Below are 23749 nucleotides of genomic sequence, written 5' to 3'. Positions count from 1 at the left end.
TGTCTGGGAGCGTGTCTGGGCGTGCATTCCCGATGTGCGCCCCGTCCCGAACACGTCATCTCATCCTGGAGTCCACCGGACAATGAAGCTCTTCGGTGCGCCGCGGGCGAAGGCGCCCGCGAACCCGACCACCGGCCCCGTCGCCGTCAGCACGCCGTTCTACCTCGTCTCCACCGCCGGTCATCCCAACTACGGCGACGAGCTGATCACGCGCGCATGGCTGGAGCACCTCGCCGAGCGCCACCCCGGCCGGCCCGTGTGGCTCGACTGCCCGCACCCGGGCCGGGCGTCGCACCTGTTCGGCAACGTGCACCCCGCGCTGCGCACCACCAGCACCGTGTGGGAGCTGGCGATGGGCAGCGAATCGCATGATCCGGTCGCGGACGCGGACCGCATCGCCCGCATCGTGCGCGACCTCGGCTCGCCCCGCTTCGACGCGGGGGTCAAGGCGCTGCGCGGCGTCGCGTCGATCCATCTCGTCGGCGGCGGATATGTCAACTCGATGTGGCGCGACAACCTCGGGCTGGTGACCGCGATCGCGGCGGTCAAGGAGGCGTTCGGGATCCCGGCCTTCGCCACCGGCCTGGACGCGATGCCGCTCGAGGGCGACCTGCCCGCGTGGCTGCGCGACCGCCTCGCGGTCTTCGACTCGGTCGAGGCACGCGACGAGGCGACGGCCGACGCCCTCGGCGCCGAACTCGGGCTCGACGACGCCTTCCTGGCCCTGACGCTGAAGCGCGCGCTGTACGACCGGCGGCCCACCCCCGACCGGATGGTGCTGGTGCAGGGCGACCTGCGGCAGTGGGAGGACGAGGCGGTCGTCACGACCATCGACGGCTTCCTCGCGGGCATCTCCGAGGCGAGCGTGGGCTTCGCCGAATCGAACCCGCCGGACGACCAGCACTTCCGCGGCCTGTCCCGGCCCGACGCGCGCATCTACACGTTCGGCGGGATGTGGGCCGACGGGCTCCCGGCCCGCGCCGGGCAGCGCTGGCTGACCTCCCGCTTCCACATCCACCTGCTCGCGGCCGCTGCGGGCGCGGCGGGTCTCGTCGTGGCGGGGAAGCGCGGCTACTACGACGTCAAGCACCAGTCCCTGCTGGACCTCGGCACCGGATGGACCGTGGTCGAGGCGGGCGAGCCCGTCCGCGCCCAGGACGCCACGATCGACCCCGCGTTCCCGGAGAAGGCCAAGCAGCTCGCGGCCCGCAAGCGCGCGCAGGCGGATCGGCTGTACCCGGTCTGAGTCATATGACGGCGGCGCCCGGCCCGAAGGGGGCCGGACGCCGCAGGCTCGGAAGCGAGGTCAGCGCGGAGTGAGCGCCCAGAGGTCGGTGGCGGTCACCCGGATCACCGAAGGGCCGGCGGAGAAGTTCAGGTCTCCTTCGAAGGCGCCCGTCGTGTCCACGAGGGTCGCCGTGCGCTCGGATCCCTCGCCGTTCCACTGCAGCACCCGGAACTCGGCGTCGCCCTCGGGCGACAGCACCGGCGTGTCGTCGCGTCGCACGCCGAGCGTGTCGGTGCCGTCGCCGTTCCAATCGCCGACGAGCGTCTTGTCGGTGGTGCGGCCGTAGACGAGCACGCGATCGGCGTCACCGGGCGCGAACCGGTCGGTCACGAGTAGGTCGCGCCGCGCCGGACCGCCGGTGTGTCGATGCCGTCGGCGTTCCAGTCGCCGACGAGCACCTGGTCGTCGGGGCGGCCGTACCGGATCACGACCTCGGCGGTGCCGCCGAAGCCATTGGTGAAGAAGTAGTCTCGGCCGCGCCGCACCGCGGGCGTGTCGATGCCATCCCCGTCCCAGTCGCCGAAGAGCGTCACATCCGTCGCGCGACCGTACGAGAACCCGCCGTCCGGCGGCTCGCCTCCTGCGATCGTCACGAGGTAGTAGTTGCCGTCGCGGACGGCCAGGTCGTCGTACCCGTCGTCGTTCCAGTCGCCCACATAGGCCTTGTTCGTCCGCTCGCCGAAGGTGACGACGCGGTTGGCCTGTCCGGTCCAGGAATCGTTGAGGTAGTACGTGCTGCCGACGCCGCCCACTTCACCGCCTTTGGCATGGGCGGGAGGGGCGGACAGGCAGAGGAGCACGGTGGCGAGCGCCGCGAGACCGGCGGCAGGGGCAAGGCGGGACATGACGACTCCGTCACGGGGAAGGGGCCGGAACTCCCCGAAACCGCATGAGGAGTGCTGATGCGAGTCACGCTCGCGCGTGGACATATCGCTATCCGATCAGCTACCGCACGGCGTGTCGCGCCTCAGGTCACGGGATCGACAGCGCCCAGGGATCGCGCGTGACCACCGTGACCACCGACGGTCCCGCGAACAGGGTGGACGCGCTCGTCGCGGGATGCAGCACGTTCGCGACCGAGGCATGCCGATCGCCCGCGTGCTGGTCGATCGTGAACCACGTGTCCTCTCCGTGCACGACCATGACCGTGGAAGCCGGGCCGTCGTAAGGAAGACCCCGGGCGCTCCTCCGCTCGGCTGCAGCGGGGCTGCGGCACTGACCGGCTGGATCCGGATCGTCCACGATCCGCGCGCGTTGATCTCGATGCGCGGGCCGGCCGGCTGCTGCGGGTCGAGCCCGAATGCCGCGGTGCCTGTGAAGTTGTCGTCCCCGAGGAACAGGGCCTGGTGCGTGACGGCCATCCTGGCGCTGAAGTACCCCGAGCCGGAGTGGGTCGCGTCCACGATGCCCGCGCGCTCCGGCGGGCAGCGGGATGACGGCGTCGCCGGAGCCCGTGTGGGTCGTGACGGTGAACGTCCCGTACTCCGCAGCCGCCCACCTCGCGGCCCGCGCGGTGCCCAGCGGATTGGGGTCCCTCCGCACGCCGAGGGTGTCGCGGCCGTCGCCGTTCCAGTCGCCGGCATAGGCGCGATCCAGCTGGCGGCCGAAGACGAACTCGTGGTTGGCCTTCCCGGTCCACGCGTCGTTGAGGAAGTACTGCGCCACCCGTGCCCCCCACCTCGCCGCCATGTGCGCTCGCCGCAGAGGGAGCCAGAGCGGACGCGGCGATCATGGCGGAGACTGCCGTGGTGCCGAGGCGCCATGCGCGACGGGGAGAGGTACGGGACATGATCGCTCCGGTGGGGTCATGGGGCCCTGGACCGGGCGCCGTCGCTCCGAACGATATCGCCTGGTCGCGCGTGTGAGGCGTCAGCGCCGCGCCGCGTCCCGCGTCAGGGGAGGGGGCGGATGACCGTCGGCATGTTCGCGCTCGCCGGGTAGGTGGTGTTCTCCGCGCGGACGATGCCGCCCACGTGCACCGACTCCATGACCATGCCGTTGCCGAGATACAGCTGCACGTGGCGGACGCTGTTGCGGTCGCGCGGGTCGTGGGCCTGGAAGATCAGGTCGCCCCGCTGGCGCTGGCTGTAGGGGACGTGCATGAACTTGCCGCTGTTATAGAGCTCTCGGGGAGTCGTGTTGCCGGGCAGCGTGTGCGTGACGGTGTTGCTCGGGTGGATGTTGATGCCCACCGAGTACAGCGCCTGCATCACGACCCCGATGCAGTCCGCGCCGACGTTCGGATGATTCGCGCCGCCCCACACGTACCGCGACCCCTGGTAGGTCAGCGCGGTCGCGATCATCGCCTCGATCAGCTGCCCGCGCGACATGTCGGTGCGGGCGCGCAGCGGCGCCCGGTACCCGTCCAGGTCCCACCAGGACGAGGAGCTGTAGCCCATCGACACCCACGTCGCGTGGTCGACGACGCCCGTCTGGCGCAGGCCGTGGCCGGCCTGCCACTCGCGGACCTTCGACATCATCGTGGCGTCGACCCACTGCGTTGGGCGGGCCAGGCCGAAGCGGTCGGCGATGACCTTCACCTTCGCGCCCTCGCGACCCGAGTCGAGGTTGAAGCCCATCCCGGCCGGGGCGGGCACACCGGCGAACGAGATCTTCGCGTACGTTCCCGGCGTCTGGTACACGGGGATGTCGCGCCGCACGCCGAGCGTGTCGCGGCGATCCCCGTTCCAGTCGCCCACGACCGTGCTGTCGGTGGCGCGGCCGTAGGTGAGCACGCGCTCGGCCTCGCCCGGCTCGAAGCGGTTCGTGATGTAGTACGTCGCGCCGCGGCGCACGGCCGGCGTGTCCGTGCCGGTGCCGTCCCAGTCCCCGACGTACACGAGGTCGTCCGCCCGGCCATAGGCGACGACCCGCGAGGCCTCGCCGCCCTGCAGGGCGTCGGCGAAGTAGAACCGGTGCTCGCGGCGCACCGCCAGCGTGTCCTTCCCGTCGGCGTTCCAGTCGCCCACCAGGACCTCGTCGCCCGCGCGGCCGTAGGCCAGCACCGCCTCGGCCTCGCCGCCCTGCAGCCGGTTCGTGAAGTAGTACATGTGCCCGCGGCGGACCGCGAGCGTGTCGACTCCGTCGCCGTCCCAGTCGCCGACCAGGGTCTCGTCGTCCGCGCGACCGTAGCGGAAGCGCGTGCTCGCCGTGCGGTTGTCGTTCGACAGGATGTACTCGTTGCCGCGCCGCACCGCGAGGCTGTCGGAGCCGTCCCGGTTCCAGTCGCCGACGTAGGCGCGGTCGTACCGCAGGCCGAACTGATGCACCCGGTTCGCCTCGCCGCTCCAGGCGTCGTTCAGGTAGAAGTGGGTGCCGCTGCCGCCGATCTCGCCGCCCTGGGCGTACGCGGGCGTCGGCGCGTTCACCGAGATCAGCGACGCGGCCAGGAGCACCAGCGCCGACAGGGCGGAAGCGCATCGGAGACGTCGTCGGATCCTCGCTGCGTCATCGGCCACGACGTCCAGTGTGCCCCGGGATCCGCGATCCCGCGAGGGCATGCCATGGGTGCTCCTGCCCCCGGCCGGGGTGATGGGGCGACGGCGCGGGGGCGGTCAGTGCTTGACGACGCGCTTGTAGATGTGACGCGACAGGCGGTGGCTGGGGCGCTCCACGCCCAGGAAGAACAGCTGCGCGGCGACCAGCGAGGCCGCGATCGCGACGGGGAGCACGATGGACGACTCGCTCGGCCCCACCAGGTCGGCCGTCGCGACCACGACGGTCTCGTGCACCAGATAGAGGCTGAACGAGACCGTGGCGAGCCACTGCACGGGGCGCGAGCACAGCACCCGCGCGTGCGGGAACCCGAACGCGCATGCCGCGACCACGATCAGCGCGCCGGTCGCCTGGAGCGCGATGGAGCCGTCGTGCACCCGCTCGGGCACCCAGGGCGGCATCATCCAGACGGACGACGCCAGCAGCACGGCTGCCGTCAGGCCGATGGCCCACGTCCGGGCGGGCAGGTGGCCCAGGCGCGCGTGCAGCGCGCCGCGGTGCACCGCGAGCACGACCCCGATCAGGAACATGGGGAGGTACATGAGCGCGTCGACCTGCCACGCGCCGCCGGTCGCGATCAGGACGAGGCAGCCGACCACGACCGCCTGGCCGTTGGCGTGCAGGCCCACCCAGACGAACAGGCCGAGCAGCAGCGAGAAGAGGATCTCCCAGCGGATGGTCCACAGCGGGCTGAGGATCTCGTTGCCGGCGGAGATCTGCATGATGCTGTTGAGCACGTCCTGGAACGACACCGGATCGGCCCGGCGGCGCAGCCACTCGGTCTGGTCGTTCCGCCCGCGCGGCGTGAGGAAGATGGCCGCGATCGCGACCGCGAGCGCGCCCCACACCGGCAGGTACAGCCGCGCGAGGCGCTGCGGGAAGTACGCATCCCAGCGGAACGCGATCCCCGCCTTCAGCACCGGCAGCGTCAGCACGAATCCGCTCAGGATGAAGAAGATCATGACCGCGAACTTGCCGTCCCACAGCACGTGGACGGGCGTGTGCGCGATCCACCATGCGGGGTTGCCGACGTTCCACGTCTCCTCGGACGTGGAGTCGAAGTACGCCGCCGCGAACAGCGGGACCGTGAGGAGGGTGTGGTGCACCATCACCAGCAGCGCCGCGAGCCCGCGCAGCCCGTCCAGCGCCGGCAGGCGCGTGGGCACCGGGATAACCGGGCGCTCGGGGGGAGTGGGCGAGGCGGAGGTCATGCGGTCGCGGGGGAGCGTCATCCCTCGATCAGCGCGGGCATCGGGCGCCACGACTCGTCGCGCGCGATCGCGCGCGCGTCGCGCACGCCGCGCCACAGGTTGGTCCAGCCCTGCCTGGTGATCTTCCGCTCGACGAACACGAGCCGCAGGATCTCCTTGGCGAAGGTCGCGGCCGTCCCGATCGCGAACAGCGCGGGGCGGTACGCGCCGTGGGCCGCGTAGTAGTGCTTCATGATGCCGCGGTTGCGCAGGATGTAGTAGCGGTACATGTCGCTCGAGGCATTGAAGTGCCGGATGCCCATGTCCCACTGCTTGATCTCGCGCGTGCGGCGGAGCACGAACTCGTTGACGATCGCCGAGCGCGTCACGCGCGAGGCGAGCCAGCCGTAGATCGTGTCGTCCCAGTAGATGAAGAAGCGGGGGTCGGGCAGGCCGATCCGCGCGACGACGTCGCGGTGGATGAACATGCCCTCGAAGCAGCCCGAGTTCATCTCCCGGTAGCCCGAGGCGTCGAAGCCCGCGGGCGCGAACGGGATCGGGATGCCGAGCGCGACCGAGACCCGGTACTGCCAGTAGAACTCGCTGCCGTCGTAGTCGTACCGGCGGCCCTGGATGCTGCGGAACCGCGGCGTCCAGACGCCCATGCGGGCGAGGCCGTCCGGGAGGACCTCGACGTCGTCGTCCATGAGCCAGATCCACTCGGATCCCAGCTCGTACGCCACGCGCATGCCCTCGCTGAAGCCGCCCGAGCCGCCCGTGTTCTCGTCGAGGCGGCGGTACACGACCTCGGCGCCCACGGCCTCGCGCATCGACTCGACGACCGCGCCCGTGTCGTCGGACGACGCGTTGTCGACGACCACGACGTGGCCCGGCTTCGGATCCATCCGCCCGATCGACTCGAGCAGGGCCTTCAGGAGCGTCGACCGGTTGTAGGTCACGACGACGATCGTCGCCGACGCCGGATCGAACGACGCCGGCAGCGCGGCATCCGGAGCCGGGGCGAGCGGCTCGCTCACTTGCCCGCCCCGACCTCGTTCGCGGGGGCGCCGGCGAAGATCCCGTCCCAGGTCTGGGGCGAGGTGAGGGACTTCAGCTGGCGGCGGTACTGCCGCGTCAGCCTGGGCCAGTGCCACCACAGCTGAGCGTGCAGGCGGATCGACTCGAGCAGCATCGAGCGGAACCTCTCGCGGTCGCGCGTGTAGATCTGCTTGCCGCCGCCGTCGGCCGAGCTCACGAGCGCGCTGTCGTAGTAGGGGATGCGCCACCAGTTCGCGTCGCCCTTCGCGAACTCGACCTCGGGCATCCGCACGTTCTTGGTCTGCGGCTTGTGGAACCAGTGCGCGGCGAGGTGCACGAGGGTGAAGACGCGCAGCGCGGCGCCGGTCGGCGCCGAGTGCAGCGCGAAGCGGCGCACGCGGCGGTAGATCGGGCGGCCCTTGCGCGAGCGGAGCACGCGGTCGGTCTCCTTGTGCACGACGGTCTCGGGGAAGTCCTGCGCGGTCTTCCGGGCCGCCGGCATCGCCGTCGCGATGTTGCCGATCATGTGCTGCGGGCCCGACAGCACGTCGCGCAGCGCCTGCAGACGCAGCGCCGTCGGGTAGTACTGCATCATCAGCAGGTGCTTCAGGTCGGTGTTGCGGCTGTGCGCCAGGAACGAGCCGCCGCGCGGCTTCTTGGAGTGCAGCAGCGCCGCCACCGTGCGGTTGCGGGCGTGGAAGTACGCCTGCCAGTCGATGGCGTCGTCCTTTCCGACCCACGACACGTGCCACAGCGCGATGCCCGGCATCGAGACGGTCGGGAACCCGGAGCGGCCGGCGCGGAGGCAGAACTCCGCGTCGTCCCACTTGATGAATGCGGGCAGCGACAGCCCGACCTTGCGGATGGCGGCGGTCGGGATGAGGCACATCCACCAGCCGTTGTAGTCCGCGTCCATGCGCATGTGCAGCTGCTTCGTCTGCCGCAGGTTGGTCACGCCGAAGTCGTGCGGCATGAGCTCACCCGCGAACAGGTTGCGCCACAGGAACTGGTCCTCGTCGACGACCTCGGCCCACGCGTGCAGCTTGGGGCGGTCGAGCAGGTCGAACATGTGGCCGCCGACGAGCGTCGGCTTGGTGGTGTAGCGGCCGAACACGATCGAGCGGCGCAGCGACTCGGGCTCGATGCGGACGTCGTCGTCGAGCAGCTGAACGAAGTCGCTGTCGGGGCGCTTCAGCGTCTCGGACATGGCGCGCGCGAAGCCGCCGGAGCCGCCCAGGTTGGGCTGCGTGATGACCTCGAGCTGCTCGCCCAGCGCGTCGGCCACCTCGGGGAAGTCGGGCTGCGCGTCCACCCGCTGGGTGCCCTGGTCGACCAGGAAGACGCGGTCGACGAGCTCGAGCACCTCGGGGCTCTCCGTGAGCGCGCGCAGGGTCTCGACGCAGTAGTCGGGCTTGTTGAACGTCGTGATGCCGAGCGAGGCCTTGCCGGTGCGCACCGGGTCCTGCTCGGTGGTCCACTCGGCGCCCTCGAAGATCGCGTCCTCGGAGTCCGTGGCGATGTCGAACCAGATCCAGCCGCCGTCGCTGAACTGCGTCAGCGAGATGTCGAAGCTGGTCTCGGACGATCCGGTGACGTCGCGCGTCTCGAGGCGCTGGCGGATGCCGGCGCCGTTCGAGCGGAACACCAGGATGGTCGCGTCGCCCGTCGTGCGCACGGTCAGGCGGACGTCGCGGATCGGCGTCCAGTGCTGCCAGTAGGCGGCGGGGAAGGCGTTGAAGTACGCGCCGAACGAGACGCGCCGGCCGGCGACGACGCGCGCGCGGTTGCGGCCGAGGACGTTGCTCAGTCGCGCGTTGTCCGACACCCGCAGCGGCGTGGTCTCGTCCTCGATCTTGACCACCGACCAGGAGTCGGGGTCGGCGTAGAGCGGCAGCAGATCGGGGTCGCGGTCGAGAGGGAAGACCACGTTCTGGAGGACGTGTACCAAGGGCGGGCTCCGAACGGTTTCAGCGGGGCCGCCCGCGCGGAAGGGTGGGCGCGGGCGGCTGTGGACCGCAGACGAGCCTACCGTGACGACCCCAGGGGATCCTGTGACCCCGCCCCGCCGGCCACGTCGCGGATGCGCTCGCGCCACGACCGTGACTGCCCCGCGCGCACGGCGCACACCACGAGCATCATCCATCCGAGCCCCGAGAGGGTGAAGCTCTCGAACATCGAGTCGACAAGCAGGGCGATGAGCATCAGCGGCGTCCAGGCGTGCACGACCGAGCGGCGCTCGCTCGCGACGAGCCACGAGCGCACCGTCGCGACGAGGCCGAACGCGACGAACAGCAGCAGCCCCGCCCATCCGGCCTGGACGAGGACGTCGAAGTACGCGTTGAGCGCCGAGGCGTGGTGGTCGTCGAGCGTGAAGTTGATGACGTTGAGCGGATACGGCTCGCCGGCGCCGCTGCCGTCGTGCCACCGGCCGTGCCAGCCCCATCCCTGAACGGGGCGGTGACGGACCCAGTCGAGGATCTCGTTCCAGAGGTCGGCGCGCGTCGAGAAGTCGGAGGCCGCATCCAGCAGCCGGATGATGCGGTGCCGGAGCAGGTAGCACGCGCCCAGGCCGACCGCCACGACGGCCGCGATCGTCCACTGGGTCGCGCGGCGGCGGTGCGGCTCCTCGCGGCGGACGATGCCGAGCGCCACTGTCGCGACGCCCACCGCGACCGCGAGGACGAGCACCGTCGGCGAGGCCGACAGCACGGCGAGCATGCCGGCGAGGGTGAGGGAGAAGATCGCCAGCCCCCGCGAGATCGACTGGGTGAGCCATTCGATCGCGAACGTGATCAGCGCCATGACCGCGACGAAGCCCAGCATGTTGCGGGTGCCGAACACGCCCTGCACCGGCCCGCCGAGCGCGATGTCCCCCTGGACGCCCAGGAACGGGAACGGGATGTCGAGCAGGATCCCCGACAGGATCTCGACCGCCAGCGACAGCGCCAGCATCGCGCGCAGGACGTCGCCCAGCGCGCGGACAGTCTGAAGGGTGTCGCGCACGTGCGCGATCACGATCGCGAGCACGCCCCATCCGAGCAGGCCCAGCCACCCCGTCAGTGTGCCCGCCTCGTCGAACGACCACACGACGCTCGCGAGCGTCCAGCCGAGGAACGCCAGCAGGGTCGTCGGGGCGAGGTGGATCGGGGCGATCTCGTCGCGCCGCGCGATCAGGATGGCCACGCCCAGCGCGCCGAGCGCGGCCACGATCGTCACGAGCGTCACCTCGCCCGCCGTCCGCTCGATCAGGAGCGAGGCGAACCCGGTCGCCAGGGCCGCGAGCGTGTAGGCGCGCGCCAGCTCGGCCGATTGCAGCAGACGCAGCGTCGTGCCCGGGGCCGGGTCGCCGGCCGGGCTCATCGCGCCGGCGTCCCCACCGGCGCCTCGTCGGCGCCGACGCCCACGATCGGCGCGAGCTTGAGCTTGAACGACAGCAGAACGGCCAGGGTCCAGCCCCACAGCATGATCGGGCCGGACTCGGTCAGGCCCTGCACCAGCAGCATCGCGACGAGGAGCGGCGCGAGCATCGAGACGGGGGAGTAGGGGCGCTCCGCGTCCAGGTCCCACCGCGGGCGGTCGACGGCGAAGAACCACGCGCGCCACGTGAGCGCCGCGTACACGCCGAACATCAGGATCACGCCGACCGCTCCCAGCTGGAAGAAGACGTCGAGCCACATGTTGTGCGCGTGGAAGACCGACAGCCCGTGGTCCACGATCCATCCGTCGAACGCGGGGTCCCACGGCACCCACGGGCTCGAGAAGCCGTTGCCGACGACGGGGTGCTCGACCGCGCGGCGCCAGACCGTCGTCCAGATCTCGTCGCGGCCCGTGAGGGATCCGTCGCGCCCGAGCATGCCGAGCATCCGGTCCCACAGCTGGAAGACCAGCACCGCTCCGACGGCCCCGACGGCCGTGAACAGCAGGTAGCGGCGGCTGCGCTCGCCCGCCGTCCGCGCGCGGCGCATCACCAGCACGGCCAGCAGCACGACGAACGCGCCGCTGAACGCGCCCAGCGCCGTCGCCGAGCCGGAGCGGACGAACAGCACCGCCGCGATCGCGATCCACACGGTCTGCATCGCCGCGTGCGGCGGGTGCGTCGCCATCCGGATCGCGAACACCGCGAACGCGACGACGCACAGGATGCCGAGGTAGTTGGCGTTCCCGACGATGCCCTGGATGCGATCGCCGATCAGCGCGTCGAACAGGTTGCCGCGCACCCAGTACCAGTGCGGGTCGAAGCCCTCGGGCGGGGACACGAAGTTCGGCAGGAGCGGCTCGCGGCGGATGAGGGCCACCCACAGCTCGATCGCGATCGACAGGCCCATGACCCACTTGAGCGCGACGTCGAGCGCGCGCAGGATCTCGTGCCACGTCAGCTGATGCGCGATGAACAGGCCCTGCAGCGTGCCGGCGGCCAGCAGCGTCCACGTGAGCAGGGTTGCGCCCGGCCATCCGGACCACAGGACCGACACGAGCGCCCACGCCACGTAGGCGAGGCTGAGCCACGGCAGGCGGCGCCAGCGGATCCCGTGCCGCCGCAGCAGCGGCACCCAGATGGCCAGGGTCACGACCGTGGTCAGCGCCAGGACGACCGCCGCGCCGCCCTGCCCCAGCAGGTTCCACCACGCGGTGTGCGCGAAGCCGGAGAAGATCACGAACGCGGCATACGCGCGCAGGAAGAGATGCGCCGTGCCCTCACGCTCCGGAGCGGCCGGAGGGGTGTCTACCGTGTACCGCGAGATCTGGGCCATTGTGCCTCCAGGCTACAGCGCCGCCGAGGCATACCCTGGGTGCGTGCTCGTTCCCCTGACCAACGTCCCGCGCGACTACGCGTGGGGCTCCCGTTCGCTCATCGCCGCACTCCAGGGCCGTCCGCCCGCGGAGCACCCCGAGGCCGAGATCTGGTACGGGGACCACCCCTCCGACCCCTCCGACGTGCAGGACGGCTCCGGCCGCACGCTGGACCAGTGGATCGCCCAGGAGGGCGCCGGCGTGGGTCTAGCCGGGCGCCTGCCGTACCTGCTGAAGCTGCTGGCCGCCAACTCGGTGCTGTCGATCCAGGTGCATCCGTCGAAGGCCCAAGCTGAGGAGGCGTTCGCGCGCGAGGCCGCCCTGCCCGCCGACGCCGTGCGCAACTACGCCGACGACAACCACAAGCCCGAGATGATCGTCGCCCTGTCCGAGCGGTTCGAGGCGCTGTGCGGGCTGCGGGAGCTGGAGGCGTCGCGCCGCCTGCTCGACGCCCTCGGCGCTGCGGCCGCGCCGCTGCGCGAGCGCCTCACCGACCCCGAGGGCCTGGCCGACGCGATCGGCTGGCTGCTGTCGGGCGACGCGCACGAGACGGTCGACGCGATCATCGCAGGCCTCGCCGACGCCCAGTCCACGGAGTTCGCCGCCGAGCTGGCGAACGCCCGCAAGCTCGCCGTCTGGTACCCCGGCGACCCCGGCGTCGTCGTGGCGCTGCTGATGAACTTCGTGGTGCTGCACCGCGGCGAGAGCGTCTTCCTGCGCGCCGGGATGCTGCACGCCTACGTGTCGGGGCTCGGCGTGGAGCTGATGGCGGCGAGCGACAACGTGCTCCGGGGCGGGCTCACACCGAAGCGCATCGACGTCGACGAGCTCCTGCGCATCCTCGACCCCACGCCCGGTCCGGTACCCGTCGTGCTCCCGGTGGCAGCGGACAACGGCAACCGCGGCGTCGAGGCGTTCCCGGCCGACGTCCCCGATTTCCAGCTGCTGCGCGCGCGCGTCGCGGAGGGCTCCGACGCGGTCATCCGCCCCATCGGGCCGCTGATCGTGCTGGCGACCACCGGCGCCGTCTCGGTCGCGGGCGCCCGGGGCGCGCTCGACCTGGAGCCCGGCCGCGCCGCGTTCGTGACGCCCGACGAGACCGAGATCCGGATCTCGGGCGAGGGCGAGGCCTTCCTCGCCCAGCCGGGCCGCGCCGACTGAGCGGAGCGAGCGCCCGGGCGCGCCGCGCGATACGCCCGAGCACGACACGCCGGAGCTGGTCAATGAAGGTTCATGCCGCGGTTGAGGCTTTACGATCTGCGACTTGATCTTTGGGAATCACACGGGTGTAATTACTTCCACGACATCCGCCCATGGGGGGCCAGAGGGAGTGGGAGAGCGAAATGACCGGATCGCAGTACCGTTCCGGCGTACCGGACAACTGGTTCGTCGACCCCGTCAACCTGGGTGTCCCGGGCGTCCGCCCGCCTCAGGGCGACGAGGACACCGCACTCGCCTGGCAGAGCGACGCGCTGTGCGCCCAGACCGATCCCGAGGCGTTCTTCCCTGAGAAGGGCGGATCCACGCGCGACGCCAAGCGCATCTGCACCTCGTGCGACGTGCGCAGCCAGTGCCTCGAGTACGCGCTGCAGAACGACGAGCGCTTCGGCATCTGGGGTGGCCTCAGCGAGCGCGAGCGTCGCAAGCTCAAGCGCGCCGCAGGCTAGTTCTTCTTCTTCAGAAGCGTCTCGCACGCTGCGGGGCCGCAAGCGGCACCCTTGCGAGCGAGGAACGTCGCTGACGCTCCGTTCGGCAGCGCTTCGCGCTGCGGGGTCGCTTCGCTCCACGCTCGCTGGGCCCCCGGCGCCGAGGCTCCGTCCGTCGCGAATGCGACGGATGGAGAAGCGCACGGGGACGCTCGCACGCCCGCAGACGACGGGGGTTTCTGCCGGTCGTTGAGCGGAGCGAAACGGAGTCGAAACGGCGCCGATCCTTCCCGGCCGGCCGGGAATGTGCGTGTCTCCGGCGCGTGCCGACGGATCGGGGAGCGGGCCCGCCTAGGCTGTCCGCGACATGCCCCCCGCCGTCCACGCCATCCTCGTCGCCCGCTCCACGCCGCACGCCGCGGCCCAGCTCGAGCGCACCCTGGAGGCGCTCCGCGCCCAGGAGCGCCCCGTCGACGCACTCACCGTCGTGGTCTGCGGACCCGCGGGGCCGCTGCGCGCCCTGATCGACGCGTCCGGCGCCGAGGGCGCGATCGAGGCCCCCGCGGGCATCTCCTTCGCCGCCGCCGTCCGTCTCGCGGCGGCCCGCGTCCCCGCCGAGCGGGCCGTCTGGCTCCTCGCACACGACACGAGCCCCGAGCCCGGAGCGCTCGCGGCGCTCGCGGCCGCCCTCGAGCGGGCTCCCTCGGTCGCGATCGCCGCTCCGAAGGTCGTGGACGCCGCTGATCCGGCGGTCATCCTGTCCCTCGGCGTGAGCATGACGCGCTTCGGGCGCACGGTGCCGCTCGCGAACGGCGAGTTCGACCAGGGCCAGCACGACGGCGACGACGACGTGCTGGGGGCCGATGTGCGCGGTCTCCTGCTGCGCAGCGACGCGCGGGCGCACCTCCTGCCTGACCCCGCGCTCGCTGGCGCCGACGAGGGCCTCGACATGGGCGTGCGCGCGCGGCTCGCCGGCCGGCGCGTCGCCCTGGCGCCCGGCGCCCGGCTCCTCGCGCCGCAGGCCGGTGCCGCCGGCCCTCCGAGCCGGCCGATGGCGCGCGCCTACGCCGTGCGAACGGCGCAGCTGCACCGCCGCCTCGCCTACGCCCCGGCGTGGGCCGTCCCGCTGCACTGGCTCTCCCTGCTGCCCCTCGCGCTGTGGCGCACCCTCGTGCACCTCGTGGCCAAGACGCCCGCGCGCGTGCCCGCCGAGTGGGCCGCCGCCCTCACGGTCATGGCCCGGATCCCCGCGGTCGCGCGCTCGCGCGGCGAGATCCGCGCGATCAAGTCCGTGCCGTGGTCGCAGATCGCCGCGCTGCGCGCCACCCACGCGCAGCTGCGCGAGCGCTACGACCCGGGCGGCGGCGATCCCGTGGTGCGCCGCGAGCTGCGGTTCTTCTCCGGCGGCGGTGCGTGGGCCGTGCTCGCGGCGCTGGTGGTCGCGGTCGCCGCGTTCCTGCCGCTGCTGGCCTGGCCCGTCCTCGGCGGAGGCGCCCTGCTGCCGCTGCGCGACACGGTCGCGGGGCTGTGGGAGGACGCGGCCTTCGGGCTGCGCTCGCTGGGGATCGACGCTCCGTCCGCCGCCGACCCCTTCGCCACGCTGATCGCCGTCCTCGGATCGCTGTCGCCCGCGCGGCCGTCGTTCGCCATCGTGCTCGTGTGGGTGCTGGCGCTCCCGCTCGCGGTGCTGGGTGGCTGGTTCGCCGCGACCCGGGTGACCGAGAGATCCGGCGTGCGGGTCGCGGTCGGCGTGCTGTGGGCGCTGGCCCCCACGTTCCTCACCGCGCTCGTCGAGGGGCGCCCGGCCGCCGTGCTGGTGCACATCCTGCTGCCGTGGCTGTTCTTCGCCGGGTCGGTGGCCCATCGCTCGTGGGGCGCGTCCGGCGCCGGATCCATCCTGCTCGTCGCCGTCCTCGCGTGCGCGCCGTCGCTCGCGCCCGCGCTCGCGGTGCTCTGGGCGCTGGCGCTGCTCCTGGCGATCGGGTTCCGCGCGCGACGCGGCGTCGCGCGCGTGCTCTGGCTCGTGATCCCGAGCATCCTGTTCTTCGCACCGCTCGTGCAGGCGCAGCTGTCCCGCGGCACCCCGTGGGCGCTGCTCGCCGATCCCGGCCGACCGTGGGCCGGCGGCGAGGCGGCGTCGCCGCTGCGGCTCGCGACGGGCTTCCCCACAGCGGATCCGGGCAGCTGGGGCGCGATGCTCGCCTGGCTCGGCGCGGGCGAAGCGACGCCCGGCGCCTGGGTGCCGCTGCTGCTCCTGCCGCTCGCGGCGCTCGCGCTCGCCGCGCCGCTCACCCCGCGCTGGCGCGCGGGCGTCGGCGCCGTCGTGATCGCCACGGCGGGCCTCGTCGCCGCGCAGCTCGTGGCAGGCGTCCAGGTGGCCACCTCCGCCTCCGCACCCGTGCCGGTGTGGCCGGGCAGCGCGCTCAGCCTCGCGTGGCTCGGAGCGATCGCGGCCGCCGCGGTGACCCTGGACGCGGGCATCCTCCGCCGGGGCGCGGCCTCCGCCGCCGCCGTGCTGACCGTGGTGTGCGTCGCGGTCGTCGCCATGCCCGCGCTCACGGCGGTGGCCCGCGGCGACGCCCGCCTGACGAACGGTCCCGCCTCGACGCTGCCCGCCTACGTCACGGCCCGAGCCGCCGACGAGGAGGACCTCGGCACGTTCGTGCTGTCCGCGCAGGCGGACGGCGGCGTCGCGGCGCGCGTCGTCTGGGGCGCGAGCGAGACACTGGGCGGACAGTCCACGCTGCAGAACACGGACCCGGATGTCGACGAGACGGACGAGCGCCTGGCCGAGGTCGCGACCGACCTCGTGTCCGCGAGCGCCGGCGACGTGCCCGAGCGGCTGAGCGAGGCGGGCGTCCGGTTCGTGCTGCTGGAGGCCGGCGCCGGACCCGAGACCGACGCGTCGCGCACGCGGCGTCTCGAGGCCATCACGGCGATCGATCAGCGCGCGGGATTCGTGCGCGTGGGCGAGACCGCGAAGGGCGTGCTGTGGCGTCTCGAGGCCGACCCGCAGCCGCGTCCCGCGCTGGATGACCGGGAGCGCGCGACCGCGCGCCTCGCGGCCACGACGCAGCTCGCCGCGATGCTCGTGGCGCTGCTGCTCGCCGTGCCGACGTTCGCGTCCCGCCGGGAGGCCCGGCGTACGCCGCGGGTCGTCGGCCGCGGCTACGAGGAGGCGAAGCAGTGAAGAGGATCACCGTCGCCCAGCGCATCGCCGCGGCGCGCGTCGTGGTCGGGGCGGCCGTCGCCGTCGGGTCCGTGATCGCGGTGACCGCGGCCGCGGCCCTGCCCTGGCCGGAGGTGGCCACCGAGCCGCGCGCGCTGGAGGTCGCCCCCCGGCCCGCCGAGACGGTTCTGGCCTGCGACGGACCCGTGCTCGCGCTCGGACGCGTGCCGGAGGACGCAGCCGCGCTCTCGGTCGCCGCGCCCGCCGACGTCACGGCAGGCGATGACGCAGGCGGGCAGCCGCGGTCCGACGCGCTCGGCCAGCCCGGCGTCGCGGGCGAGGCGGGAGCCCTTCGGCTGGTGCAGGCGCCGACCGGACGCGAGCCCGTGTCCGTCGCCGCCGCCACCTCCGCCACGCTGGGCGACGAGGACCTGGCCGGCTTCACGGCCTCCGCGTGCCGCCCCGCCCAGATGGAGTCGTGGATCGTGGGAGGCGACACCGAGACGGGAACGACCGGCATCCTGCTGATCGCGAACCCCGGCGACGTCAACGCCACCGTGCAGGTCACGTCGTACGGCGTCATGGGGCCGGTCACGCCTCCCGGCGCCGACGCGATCCCCGTGCCCGCCCGCACCCAGCTCGCCCTGCCCGTGGCCGGGTTCGCGGGGGACGAGCAGAGCCCGGTCCTGCGGATCACCGCGACCGGCGCGCCCGTGCGGGCCAGCCTGCAGTCGAGCCTGGTGCGCACGCTCGATCCGGGCGGCGTCGACAGCCAGCCGTCGGTCCGGCCCGCTCTCGTCCAGGTGATCCCCGGGCTCACCGTGACGGGCGACGTGGCCGAGACCGAGGGTGCGTCGACCATCGTCCGGCTGCTGTCGGAGGGCGACACCCCGGCGACGATCACGGTCCGCGACCAAGACGGCGAGCAGGCCATCGAACCGCAGCACGTGGACCTGGCGGCCGGAGCTCCCGTGGAGGTCGAGCTGGACGGGCTCGACGAGGGCGACTACACCGTGACGGTGGCCGCCGACGCCCCCGCCGTGGCCGCCGTGTGGCAGACCACGGGATTCGGCGCCGGCGCGGACTTCGCCTGGCACACGCCGTCGCCCGCGATCACGGAGAGCACGCTCGTCGCCGTCCCGCGGGGCGACGACGCGGCGCTGCACCTGGCCAACCCGTCGGACGAGGACGTCACGGTGTCGGTCGCCGGCGTGGGGGACGAGCCGAAGGAGTTCGACGTCCCCGCCGGGGGAGCGGCGAAGATCGGCGTCCGCGGCGACAGGCTGTACACGGTCGACCCCGCGGGAGCGTCCCTCCACGCGGCGGTGGGGTTCGCCGGGGAGTCGGCGCTGGCGTCGGTGGGCGTGTGGCCCGACGCGGCGCATCCGCGGCCGGTGACCGTCTACCCGTAGGTCAGAAGAAGCGGAAGCGGTCGGGGCCGAGGTCCCACGGGTCCCGGTCGAGGTACTCGGCCGCGGCGCGGAACACCTCGCCCTCGATCATCATGCGACGGTGCGTGTCGTCCACCCGGTGCAGGCGGTTCAGGCGCTCGATCGGCACGCGGTACATCACGATGCGCTGGGCCGCGCGGTCGATGCTCCAGCGCGGGATGCCGTCGGCGTCCGCATCGCGCGGCAGGCGGCCGATCTCGAAACTCACGTCTCGCAGCTCCGGCCACGCCCCGCGGAGGTACTCGGCGGCGCCGCCGACGGCGACGTCGAAGCGCTCCACGCGCGTGTCGATCGGGGGGAGCGGCGGCCGGACGACCGGGCTGCGACCCACACGGCCGTGGCGGCCGTGTCGTGCAGCGCGCCCGCGAGGGCTCGGGCGTCGCGGGCGTCCGAAGATGGCCATGCCCTCAGCCTAGGACCGATCAGGCAGGCCGGGATCCCGACGCGGGCGGGTGGATCCGGAAGCCGTGCGGCGAGGCATCTCGGTCCGCGCCCCGGCCGCGCCTAGAGTGGGCCCGATGCGTGAGAGAGTCTGCTCGAAGGTGGGTTGCGCCCGTGAGGCCGTGACCACGCTGACCTACGACTACACCGACCAGATGGCCGCCCTCGGCCCGCTCGGTGCGGCGAACAACCCCCACGCGCACGACCTGTGCGCGATCCACACCGACCGGCTGTCGGTGCCGCAGGGCTGGGTGGTCGTACGTCACGAGACGCTCCGCGCTTCCTGATCAGAAGCGTCTCGCACGCTGCGGGGCCGCAAGCGGCACCCTTGCGAGCGAGGAACGTCGCTGACGCTCCGTTCGGCAGCGCTTCGCGCTGCGGGAGTCGCTTCGCTCCACGCTCGCTTCGCTCGCACGACGGTAAGTGAGGCTGCTCGCTGTCGGCCGTGTCTGCCGGTCGTTGAGCGGAGCGAAGCGGAGTCGAAACGGGCTGAGCCGCGCGTAGCGAGTCGAAGCCGGAGTCCCAACCCGTGGTCGTTGAGCGACGAGCGGCAGCGAGGAGTCGAAACGGTTGAAGCCTCCACCGGCGCCGGCGGGGTCAGCGGGAGAGGTGGGCGACGCGGTCGGCGCGGGCGCGCAGCGCGTGGAGCTCGCGTTCGCGGCGCACGGCCACGACCGCGCGAAGCAGCGTCTCGGGATCGACCGGGGGCAGAGGCGCGACGTGGGGCGCGACCTGGTCCGCCAGCTCGCGCGCCAGGCGCTCGCGGGCCGCTGGGTGCATCGCCGCCGCACCGGCCGTGAACTGCGCGACGCGCCGCGCCAGCCGGTCCGGCAGGCGCCCGACGTCGGCGATCCGCGCCCAGCCCTCGAGTCCGGGCGGGAGCGGCATCTCGCGCGGGACCAGCTTCGGCGTGCGGGTGCGCTCCGCGTAGGTCCCCGCGACCAGGTCGCCGAGCCGCTGCGAGCGCGGGGTGAAGATCGCGACGAGCAGCGCCAGGCCCCCGAGGGTCATGTACACCTCGAGCACGCCGACCATCGCCCGGATGAACGCGTGCCGGAACGAGATCGCGCCGCCGTCGGCCCGCACGATCCGCCCGCCCACGGCCAGCTTGCCCAGGCTGCGTCCGCGCGTGACCGTCTCGACCGCGGTCGGGACCACCACGGCGAGCAGCACGAGCAGCACGATCGACAGGATCTGCATGACGTTCTCGGGCAGCACGCCGGCCATCAGCAGACCCGCCATCGCGAGCACCAGCAGCACGTAGACGACCACGGTCACGGCGACATCGATGGCCGCGCCGGCGACCCGCAGCACGAGCCCGATCGGCTGGACGTCGAGCGCGACCGCCTCGCCGGTCAGCACCTCGTCGTGCGCGACCACGACGGCGCGCGAGGAGCGATACGGATGCCGCGCGGCGGCCGGTTCCGTGACGCCGCCAGTCGACATGCGTACAGTAAACCAGGTGGATCTCGACGCCCTCGCCGCCGCCCGACGCGCGGAGTGGGAGCGGCTCGACGAGCTGTCCCAGCGGCGCCGGCTGACAGGCGAGGAGGTCGACGAGCTCGTCGCCCGCTACCAGGCGGCCTCGGCTGATCTCGCCGACATCAAGACGTCGGCCGGCCGCACCCCGCAGGGCGATCACGTCTCGACGATGCTGGCGCGTGCGCGGCTGGCGCTCACCGGCGCATCCGACAACGTCCTGCGGCAGCTGCCGCGGTTCTTCCTGCATCAGCTCCCGGCGGCGCTCCACCGCGTGCGGTGGACCACGCTCGCGATCGCGCTGGCGTTCCTCGCGACCGCCGCGCTGTCCGCGGCGTGGATCGCGGGCGACCCCGCCGTGGTCGCGACGCTGGGCAGCGAGGCGCAGCTCGAGCAGTACGCCGAGGAGGAGTTCACGGACTACTACACCGAGAACCCCGCGGCCGTGTTCGCGGGGATGGTGTGGACCAACAACGCCTGGATCGCGGCGCAGTGCGTCCTGTTCGGCGCGACCGGGCTGTTCCCGCTGTACGTGCTGGTGCAGAACGCGGTCGGCGTCGGGACGGCCGCGGCCGTGATGACCGCCTACGACCGGCTCGACGTGATGATCCTGTACATCCTGCCCCACGGCCTGCTGGAGCTGACGTGCATCTTCGTCGCGGCGGCCGCGGGCCTGCACGTGTTCTGGGCGTGGGTCGCGCCCGGGCCGCGGACGCGCGGCGCCGCGCTGGCCGCCGAGGGCCGCGCGCTCGCCACGGTGGCGATCGGCCTGGTGTTCGCGCTCGCGATCGCAGGCGCCGTGGAGGGGTTCGTGACCGGACAGCCGTGGCCGTGGTGGCTGAAGATCGGCATCGGGGCGCTCGCGCTCGGCGTGCTGCTGTTCTGGATGCTCGTGCTCGGCCGCCGCGCGGCCCGGGCCGGCGAGACCGGCGACCTCACCGAGTACGAGGCGGGCACCCCGACTCTCGTCGCGGGCTGAACGGTGCGGGCGCGGGTCATGGCACGCTGGTGCCATGACCGACATCGACGTCGCCCTGGTCGCCCGGCTCGAGGCCGAGGAGCGCGAGCTCGTGCTCGAGTCCTTCACGCACGACGAGGCGTGGGAGCTCGGGTGCCTGCTGGTCGAGCTGGCCGCCGAGCGCGAGCTGCCGGTGACCATCGACATCCGCAAGGGGACGCAGCAGGTCTTCCACGCCGCGCGCGAGGGCGCCGTCGCCGACAACGACTCGTGGATCGAGCGCAAGGTCCGCACGGTCTATCGCTTCGGCGCGTCCTCGTACCTGGTCGGGCGTCGTCACGGCGACGCGTTCAACGAGATCCACGACCTGCCGCTGTCGGAGTACGCGGCGCACGGCGGCGCGTTCCCGATCCGGGTCCGCGGCGTCGGGATCGTCGGCGTAGTCACGGTGTCCGGCCTGCCGCAGGCCGACGACCACGCGCTCGTCGTCGAGGCCCTCCGTCGTTTCGCCTCGTGACCGCGCCCCCGCGAAGCGGTGCCGTCCGGCCCATATCGCGGGTGAGAAGGGCCGGACGGCATCGGAACGGCCGCTAGGCGCGGACGGAGTCGAACAGCGCCTTGTAGGCGAAGCCGGCGAGCAGCGCGCCCACGATCGGGAACACCAGGAACACCCACAGCTGGGCGAGCGCCTCGCCGCCGCCGTAGATCGCCGAGGCGATCGAGCGGGCGGGGTTCACCGAGGTGTTGTCGACCGGGATGCTGATGAAGTGGATGAGCGCGAGCGACAGGCCGATCGCCAGGCCCGCGAGAGGCGTGCCGCGGGTGGGGTGGGTCACCCCGAGGATGATGAGCAGGAACAGGCCGGTGAGCACGACCTCCGCGATGATCGCGGCGGGAAGGCCGAAGCCGGCGGGTGACAGGTTGTCCCAGCCGTTGCTCGCGAAGCCCGCGTCCTGCGCCGTGATGAGCCAGTCGGCGGGTCCGAACAGGCCGATCAGCACCAGGAGGGTCGTGGCGATCGCGCCGCCGACCACCTGCGCGACGATGTAGCCGCCGGTCTCGCGCCACGGGAAGCGGCCCGCCGCGGCCAGGCCGAGCGTGACCGCCGGGTTGAAGTGACCGCCCGAGATCGGACCGAACGCGTACGCGCCCACCACGACCGTCAGGCCGAACGCGAGCGCGACCGCGGTGTACACGGCCGCCGGGGTGTCGGCGAAGTGATTCGAGGCGAAGACCGCCGTGCCGACGCCGCCGAACACGAGCAGCAGCGTGCCGAAGGCCTCGGCCACCAGCTTGGAGGTGGGCGTCGGGTCGGCGGGCGGGGTGTGGGCGAGCTCTGTGGGCTCGACGGGGATCTCGGGGTTCGGATCGGTCATGCTCGTCCTCTCGTGTGGCGGTCTTCTCGCATGCTGTCAGCGCGTCATCCGGGGCGGCAAGCGACGCGACGAAGGTTTCACGAACGCGTCATTCCGGGCCCGCGGGTCAGAGCCGGCCCGCGGCCTTGAGCGCCAGGTAGCGGTCGGCGATGCGCGGCGGCAGGTCGTCCGGGGGCGCGGCGAGGGCCTCGGCGCCGGCCCGCGTGATGGCGCGCGCGACGCGCCCCGCGGTGCGCAGCGCCGCCTCGGCGGCCGCCGCCCGGTAGAGGTCCTCGACGGATCCCCGGGCGCGGGCGGTGCTCTCGAGGTCTGCATCCGTCGCGGTGCCGACCAGCACCACGGTCCCGGCCCGCACCGTCTGCGGCAGGGTGCCCAGGAACCCGCGTGCGGCCTCGGGCGCCTCCTGCGCGGTCAGCACGACCAGCAGGGACGGATGCACGGCGAGTGCGCGCGCTTGGGCGAATGCGCCGTCCCAGTCCGTGTCGATCAGCTGCGCCTCGACGGGCGCGAGCGCGTCCACGAGCGCCGGCAGCAGCGCCTGGCCGTCCACCCCGGTGACGCGGGCGCGCACGACGCGGTCGAACGCCACGAGATGCACGTGATCGCCCGCCCGCGCCGCCAGGGCCGCCAGCAGCAGCGCCGACTCGAACGCCGCGTCGAGCCGCGTGCCGTCGCCGACGCGCGTGGCCGCGGTGCGGCCCGTGTCGATCACGATCACGACGTGCCGGTCGCGTTCGGGGCGCCAGGTGCGCAGCATCGTGGTGCTCGCACGGGCCGTGGCTCGCCAGTCGATCGAGCGCACGTCGTCGCCGCGCACATACTCCCGCAGCGAGTCGAATTCCGTGCCCCGGCCCCGCACCTGAACGCTCGTGTTGCCGTCGAGCTCCCGCAGCCGCACGAGGCGCGACGGCAGGTGCCGCCGCGCGTGGAACGGCGGCAGCACCCGGATCGCGCCCGGCGCGTCCATCCGCCTCTGCACTCCCGCGAGCCCGAGCGGGCCCACCGACCGGATGATCGCGAACTCGGTCCGCAGCTCGCCGCGGCGCCGGGGGAGCAGCGGGAGGCGGGCCGTGCGCGCCTCGTGCGGCGGCACGTCGAACCGCAGCCGCGCGGCCGGCGCGCCGGCCGTCGGCTGCCACGCGTCGCGAACGGCGGCCCGGATGCGGCGGGCACCGCGGTTGGCGAGCCGCAGCCGCACCTCCACGGGCTCGCCGAGCCGCACGCGCGCGGGCATCGATCGATCGAGCGAGAGCGCGCGCGGATCGGGCGCGGCCGCGACATCCGCCGCCACCAGCGCCACGCAGAGCACGAGCCAGGCGCCGACCACGAGCCACGCGTTCACGCCCATCGCCGTCAGCGGCACGAGCGGCAGGACGCCCGCGGCGACGATCCAGGGGACCAGAGCGGTGAGGTACACGGCGGCGCGG

Annotated in this window: 21 protein-coding genes; 8 read left to right on the top strand and 13 right to left on the bottom strand. The window is 73.0% G+C overall.

What is annotated here, in order from left to right:
* Nucleotides 1-82 precede the first annotated feature (82 nt).
* The gene (locus ACYVGN_RS09585) at nucleotides 83-1246 is read left to right on the top strand and encodes a polysaccharide pyruvyl transferase family protein (protein ID WP_460790391.1); all 1164 of its coding nucleotides are present in this window, start codon (nucleotides 83-85) and stop codon (nucleotides 1244-1246) included.
* Nucleotides 1247-1306: 60 nt separating this feature from the next.
* On the opposite strand, the gene ACYVGN_RS09580 is transcribed toward ACYVGN_RS09585, so the two are convergent.
* The 9 genes from ACYVGN_RS09580 to ACYVGN_RS09540 all read right to left on the bottom strand — a co-directional run bounded on the left by ACYVGN_RS09580 (nucleotide 1307) and on the right by ACYVGN_RS09540 (nucleotide 11762).
* Nucleotides 1307-1618, bottom strand: coding sequence for a hypothetical protein (locus tag ACYVGN_RS09580; RefSeq protein WP_460790389.1), 312 nt, complete (start codon nucleotides 1616-1618; stop codon nucleotides 1307-1309).
* Nucleotides 1615-2133 carry a hypothetical protein gene (locus ACYVGN_RS09575; RefSeq protein ID WP_460790387.1) on the bottom strand — a complete coding sequence of 173 codons (519 nt, stop codon included), beginning with the start codon at nucleotides 2131-2133 and terminating at the stop codon, nucleotides 1615-1617. The genes ACYVGN_RS09580 and ACYVGN_RS09575 overlap by 4 nt, the downstream gene beginning before the upstream one ends.
* A gap of 127 nt (nucleotides 2134-2260) precedes the next feature.
* Entirely contained in the window at nucleotides 2261-2431 is a 171-nt protein-coding gene (locus ACYVGN_RS09570) for a hypothetical protein (protein ID WP_460790385.1), read from the bottom strand.
* A gap of 749 nt (nucleotides 2432-3180) precedes the next feature.
* Entirely contained in the window at nucleotides 3181-4746 is a 1566-nt protein-coding gene (locus tag ACYVGN_RS09565) for an NlpC/P60 family protein (protein WP_460790383.1), read from the bottom strand.
* 96 nt (nucleotides 4747-4842) lie between these two features.
* Complete coding sequence (locus ACYVGN_RS09560; RefSeq protein WP_460790382.1) at nucleotides 4843-6015, bottom strand: acyltransferase family protein; 1173 nt, start codon at nucleotides 6013-6015, stop codon at nucleotides 4843-4845.
* On the bottom strand, nucleotides 6012-7010 hold the full coding sequence (locus ACYVGN_RS09555) for a glycosyltransferase family 2 protein (protein WP_460790380.1): 999 nt from the start codon (nucleotides 7008-7010) through the stop codon (nucleotides 6012-6014). Before ACYVGN_RS09555 ends, ACYVGN_RS09560 begins: the two co-directional genes overlap by 4 nt.
* The gene (locus ACYVGN_RS09550) at nucleotides 7007-8959 is read right to left on the bottom strand and encodes a glycosyltransferase (protein WP_460790378.1); all 1953 of its coding nucleotides are present in this window, start codon (nucleotides 8957-8959) and stop codon (nucleotides 7007-7009) included. Before ACYVGN_RS09550 ends, ACYVGN_RS09555 begins: the two co-directional genes overlap by 4 nt.
* 77 nt (nucleotides 8960-9036) lie before the next feature.
* Nucleotides 9037-10371, bottom strand: a complete 1335-nt coding sequence (locus tag ACYVGN_RS09545) for an O-antigen ligase family protein (protein ID WP_460790377.1) — start codon at nucleotides 10369-10371, stop codon at nucleotides 9037-9039.
* Nucleotides 10368-11762 carry an O-antigen ligase family protein gene (locus ACYVGN_RS09540; RefSeq protein ID WP_460790375.1) on the bottom strand — a complete coding sequence of 465 codons (1395 nt, stop codon included), beginning with the start codon at nucleotides 11760-11762 and terminating at the stop codon, nucleotides 10368-10370. The genes ACYVGN_RS09545 and ACYVGN_RS09540 overlap by 4 nt, the downstream gene beginning before the upstream one ends.
* 43 nt (nucleotides 11763-11805) lie before the next feature.
* Between ACYVGN_RS09540 and manA the strand changes: the two genes are divergently transcribed.
* The 4 genes from manA (at nucleotide 11806) to ACYVGN_RS09520 (ending at nucleotide 18029) form a co-directional block, all read left to right on the top strand.
* Nucleotides 11806-12963, top strand: coding sequence for a mannose-6-phosphate isomerase, class I (gene manA / locus ACYVGN_RS09535; protein WP_460790373.1), 1158 nt, complete (start codon nucleotides 11806-11808; stop codon nucleotides 12961-12963).
* Between the two features lie 182 nt (nucleotides 12964-13145).
* Nucleotides 13146-13469, top strand: a complete 324-nt coding sequence (locus ACYVGN_RS09530; RefSeq protein ID WP_082543034.1) for a WhiB family transcriptional regulator — start codon at nucleotides 13146-13148, stop codon at nucleotides 13467-13469.
* Nucleotides 13470-13815: 346 nt separating this feature from the next.
* Nucleotides 13816-16638: a glycosyltransferase gene (locus ACYVGN_RS09525; protein ID WP_460790371.1), complete on the top strand. Its 2823-nt coding sequence runs from the start codon at nucleotides 13816-13818 to the stop codon at nucleotides 16636-16638.
* Nucleotides 16635-18029 (top strand): DUF5719 family protein, encoded by a 1395-nt coding sequence (locus ACYVGN_RS09520; protein ID WP_460790369.1) that lies wholly within the window; start codon nucleotides 16635-16637, stop codon nucleotides 18027-18029. Before ACYVGN_RS09525 ends, ACYVGN_RS09520 begins: the two co-directional genes overlap by 4 nt.
* Nucleotide 18030: 1 nt before the next feature.
* Here ACYVGN_RS09520 and ACYVGN_RS09515 read toward each other — a convergent pair whose 3' ends face one another.
* The gene (locus tag ACYVGN_RS09515) at nucleotides 18031-18471 is read right to left on the bottom strand and encodes a hypothetical protein (protein ID WP_460790367.1); all 441 of its coding nucleotides are present in this window, start codon (nucleotides 18469-18471) and stop codon (nucleotides 18031-18033) included.
* Nucleotides 18472-18586: 115 nt separating this feature from the next.
* Here ACYVGN_RS09515 and ACYVGN_RS09510 point away from each other — a divergent pair, with 115 nt between their 5' ends.
* The gene (locus ACYVGN_RS09510; protein ID WP_055990220.1) at nucleotides 18587-18796 is read left to right on the top strand and encodes a DUF3499 family protein; all 210 of its coding nucleotides are present in this window, start codon (nucleotides 18587-18589) and stop codon (nucleotides 18794-18796) included.
* A gap of 310 nt (nucleotides 18797-19106) precedes the next feature.
* On the opposite strand, the gene ACYVGN_RS09505 is transcribed toward ACYVGN_RS09510, so the two are convergent.
* Nucleotides 19107-19955, bottom strand: coding sequence for an RDD family protein (locus tag ACYVGN_RS09505; protein WP_460790365.1), 849 nt, complete (start codon nucleotides 19953-19955; stop codon nucleotides 19107-19109).
* 16 nt (nucleotides 19956-19971) lie between these two features.
* Between ACYVGN_RS09505 and ACYVGN_RS09500 the strand changes: the two genes are divergently transcribed.
* Nucleotides 19972-20967: a stage II sporulation protein M gene (locus ACYVGN_RS09500; protein WP_460790364.1), complete on the top strand. Its 996-nt coding sequence runs from the start codon at nucleotides 19972-19974 to the stop codon at nucleotides 20965-20967.
* A 34-nt stretch (nucleotides 20968-21001) separates the two neighbouring features.
* Nucleotides 21002-21463, top strand: coding sequence for a heme-degrading domain-containing protein (locus ACYVGN_RS09495; protein ID WP_134745385.1), 462 nt, complete (start codon nucleotides 21002-21004; stop codon nucleotides 21461-21463).
* Between the two features lie 73 nt (nucleotides 21464-21536).
* Here ACYVGN_RS09495 and aqpZ read toward each other — a convergent pair whose 3' ends face one another.
* The gene (gene aqpZ, locus ACYVGN_RS09490) at nucleotides 21537-22322 is read right to left on the bottom strand and encodes an aquaporin Z (protein WP_082543032.1); all 786 of its coding nucleotides are present in this window, start codon (nucleotides 22320-22322) and stop codon (nucleotides 21537-21539) included.
* 106 nt (nucleotides 22323-22428) lie between these two features.
* Nucleotides 22429-23739: a DUF58 domain-containing protein gene (locus ACYVGN_RS09485; RefSeq protein ID WP_460790361.1), complete on the bottom strand. Its 1311-nt coding sequence runs from the start codon at nucleotides 23737-23739 to the stop codon at nucleotides 22429-22431.
* Nucleotides 23740-23749: the final 10 nt, after the last annotated feature.

Source organism: Microbacterium lacusdiani, from assembly GCF_054779895.1.
This window is presented reverse-complemented; position numbering and strand designations above follow the sequence as displayed.

What these genes read in the sequence shown, in the direction of transcription:
- ACYVGN_RS09585 (WP_460790391.1), top strand. Translation starts at nt 83, where the DNA reads ATGAAGCTCTTCGGTGCGCCGCGGGCGAAGGCGCCCGCGAACCCGACC.
- ACYVGN_RS09575 (WP_460790387.1), bottom strand. Translation starts at nt 2,133, where the DNA reads ATGTCCCGCCTTGCCCCTGCCGCCGGTCTCGCGGCGCTCGCCACCGTG.
- ACYVGN_RS09570 (WP_460790385.1), bottom strand. Translation starts at nt 2,431, where the DNA reads ATGGTCGTGCACGGAGAGGACACGTGGTTCACGATCGACCAGCACGCG.
- ACYVGN_RS09560 (WP_460790382.1), bottom strand. Translation starts at nt 6,015, where the DNA reads ATGACGCTCCCCCGCGACCGCATGACCTCCGCCTCGCCCACTCCCCCC.
- ACYVGN_RS09545 (WP_460790377.1), bottom strand. Translation starts at nt 10,371, where the DNA reads ATGAGCCCGGCCGGCGACCCGGCCCCGGGCACGACGCTGCGTCTGCTG.
- ACYVGN_RS09540 (WP_460790375.1), bottom strand. Translation starts at nt 11,762, where the DNA reads ATGGCCCAGATCTCGCGGTACACGGTAGACACCCCTCCGGCCGCTCCG.
- ACYVGN_RS09530 (WP_082543034.1), top strand. Translation starts at nt 13,146, where the DNA reads ATGACCGGATCGCAGTACCGTTCCGGCGTACCGGACAACTGGTTCGTC.
- ACYVGN_RS09525 (WP_460790371.1), top strand. Translation starts at nt 13,816, where the DNA reads ATGCCCCCCGCCGTCCACGCCATCCTCGTCGCCCGCTCCACGCCGCAC.
- ACYVGN_RS09515 (WP_460790367.1), bottom strand. Translation starts at nt 18,471, where the DNA reads ATGGCCATCTTCGGACGCCCGCGACGCCCGAGCCCTCGCGGGCGCGCT.
- ACYVGN_RS09510 (WP_055990220.1), top strand. Translation starts at nt 18,587, where the DNA reads ATGCGTGAGAGAGTCTGCTCGAAGGTGGGTTGCGCCCGTGAGGCCGTG.
- ACYVGN_RS09505 (WP_460790365.1), bottom strand. Translation starts at nt 19,955, where the DNA reads ATGTCGACTGGCGGCGTCACGGAACCGGCCGCCGCGCGGCATCCGTAT.
- ACYVGN_RS09495 (WP_134745385.1), top strand. Translation starts at nt 21,002, where the DNA reads ATGACCGACATCGACGTCGCCCTGGTCGCCCGGCTCGAGGCCGAGGAG.
- aqpZ (WP_082543032.1), bottom strand. Translation starts at nt 22,322, where the DNA reads ATGACCGATCCGAACCCCGAGATCCCCGTCGAGCCCACAGAGCTCGCC.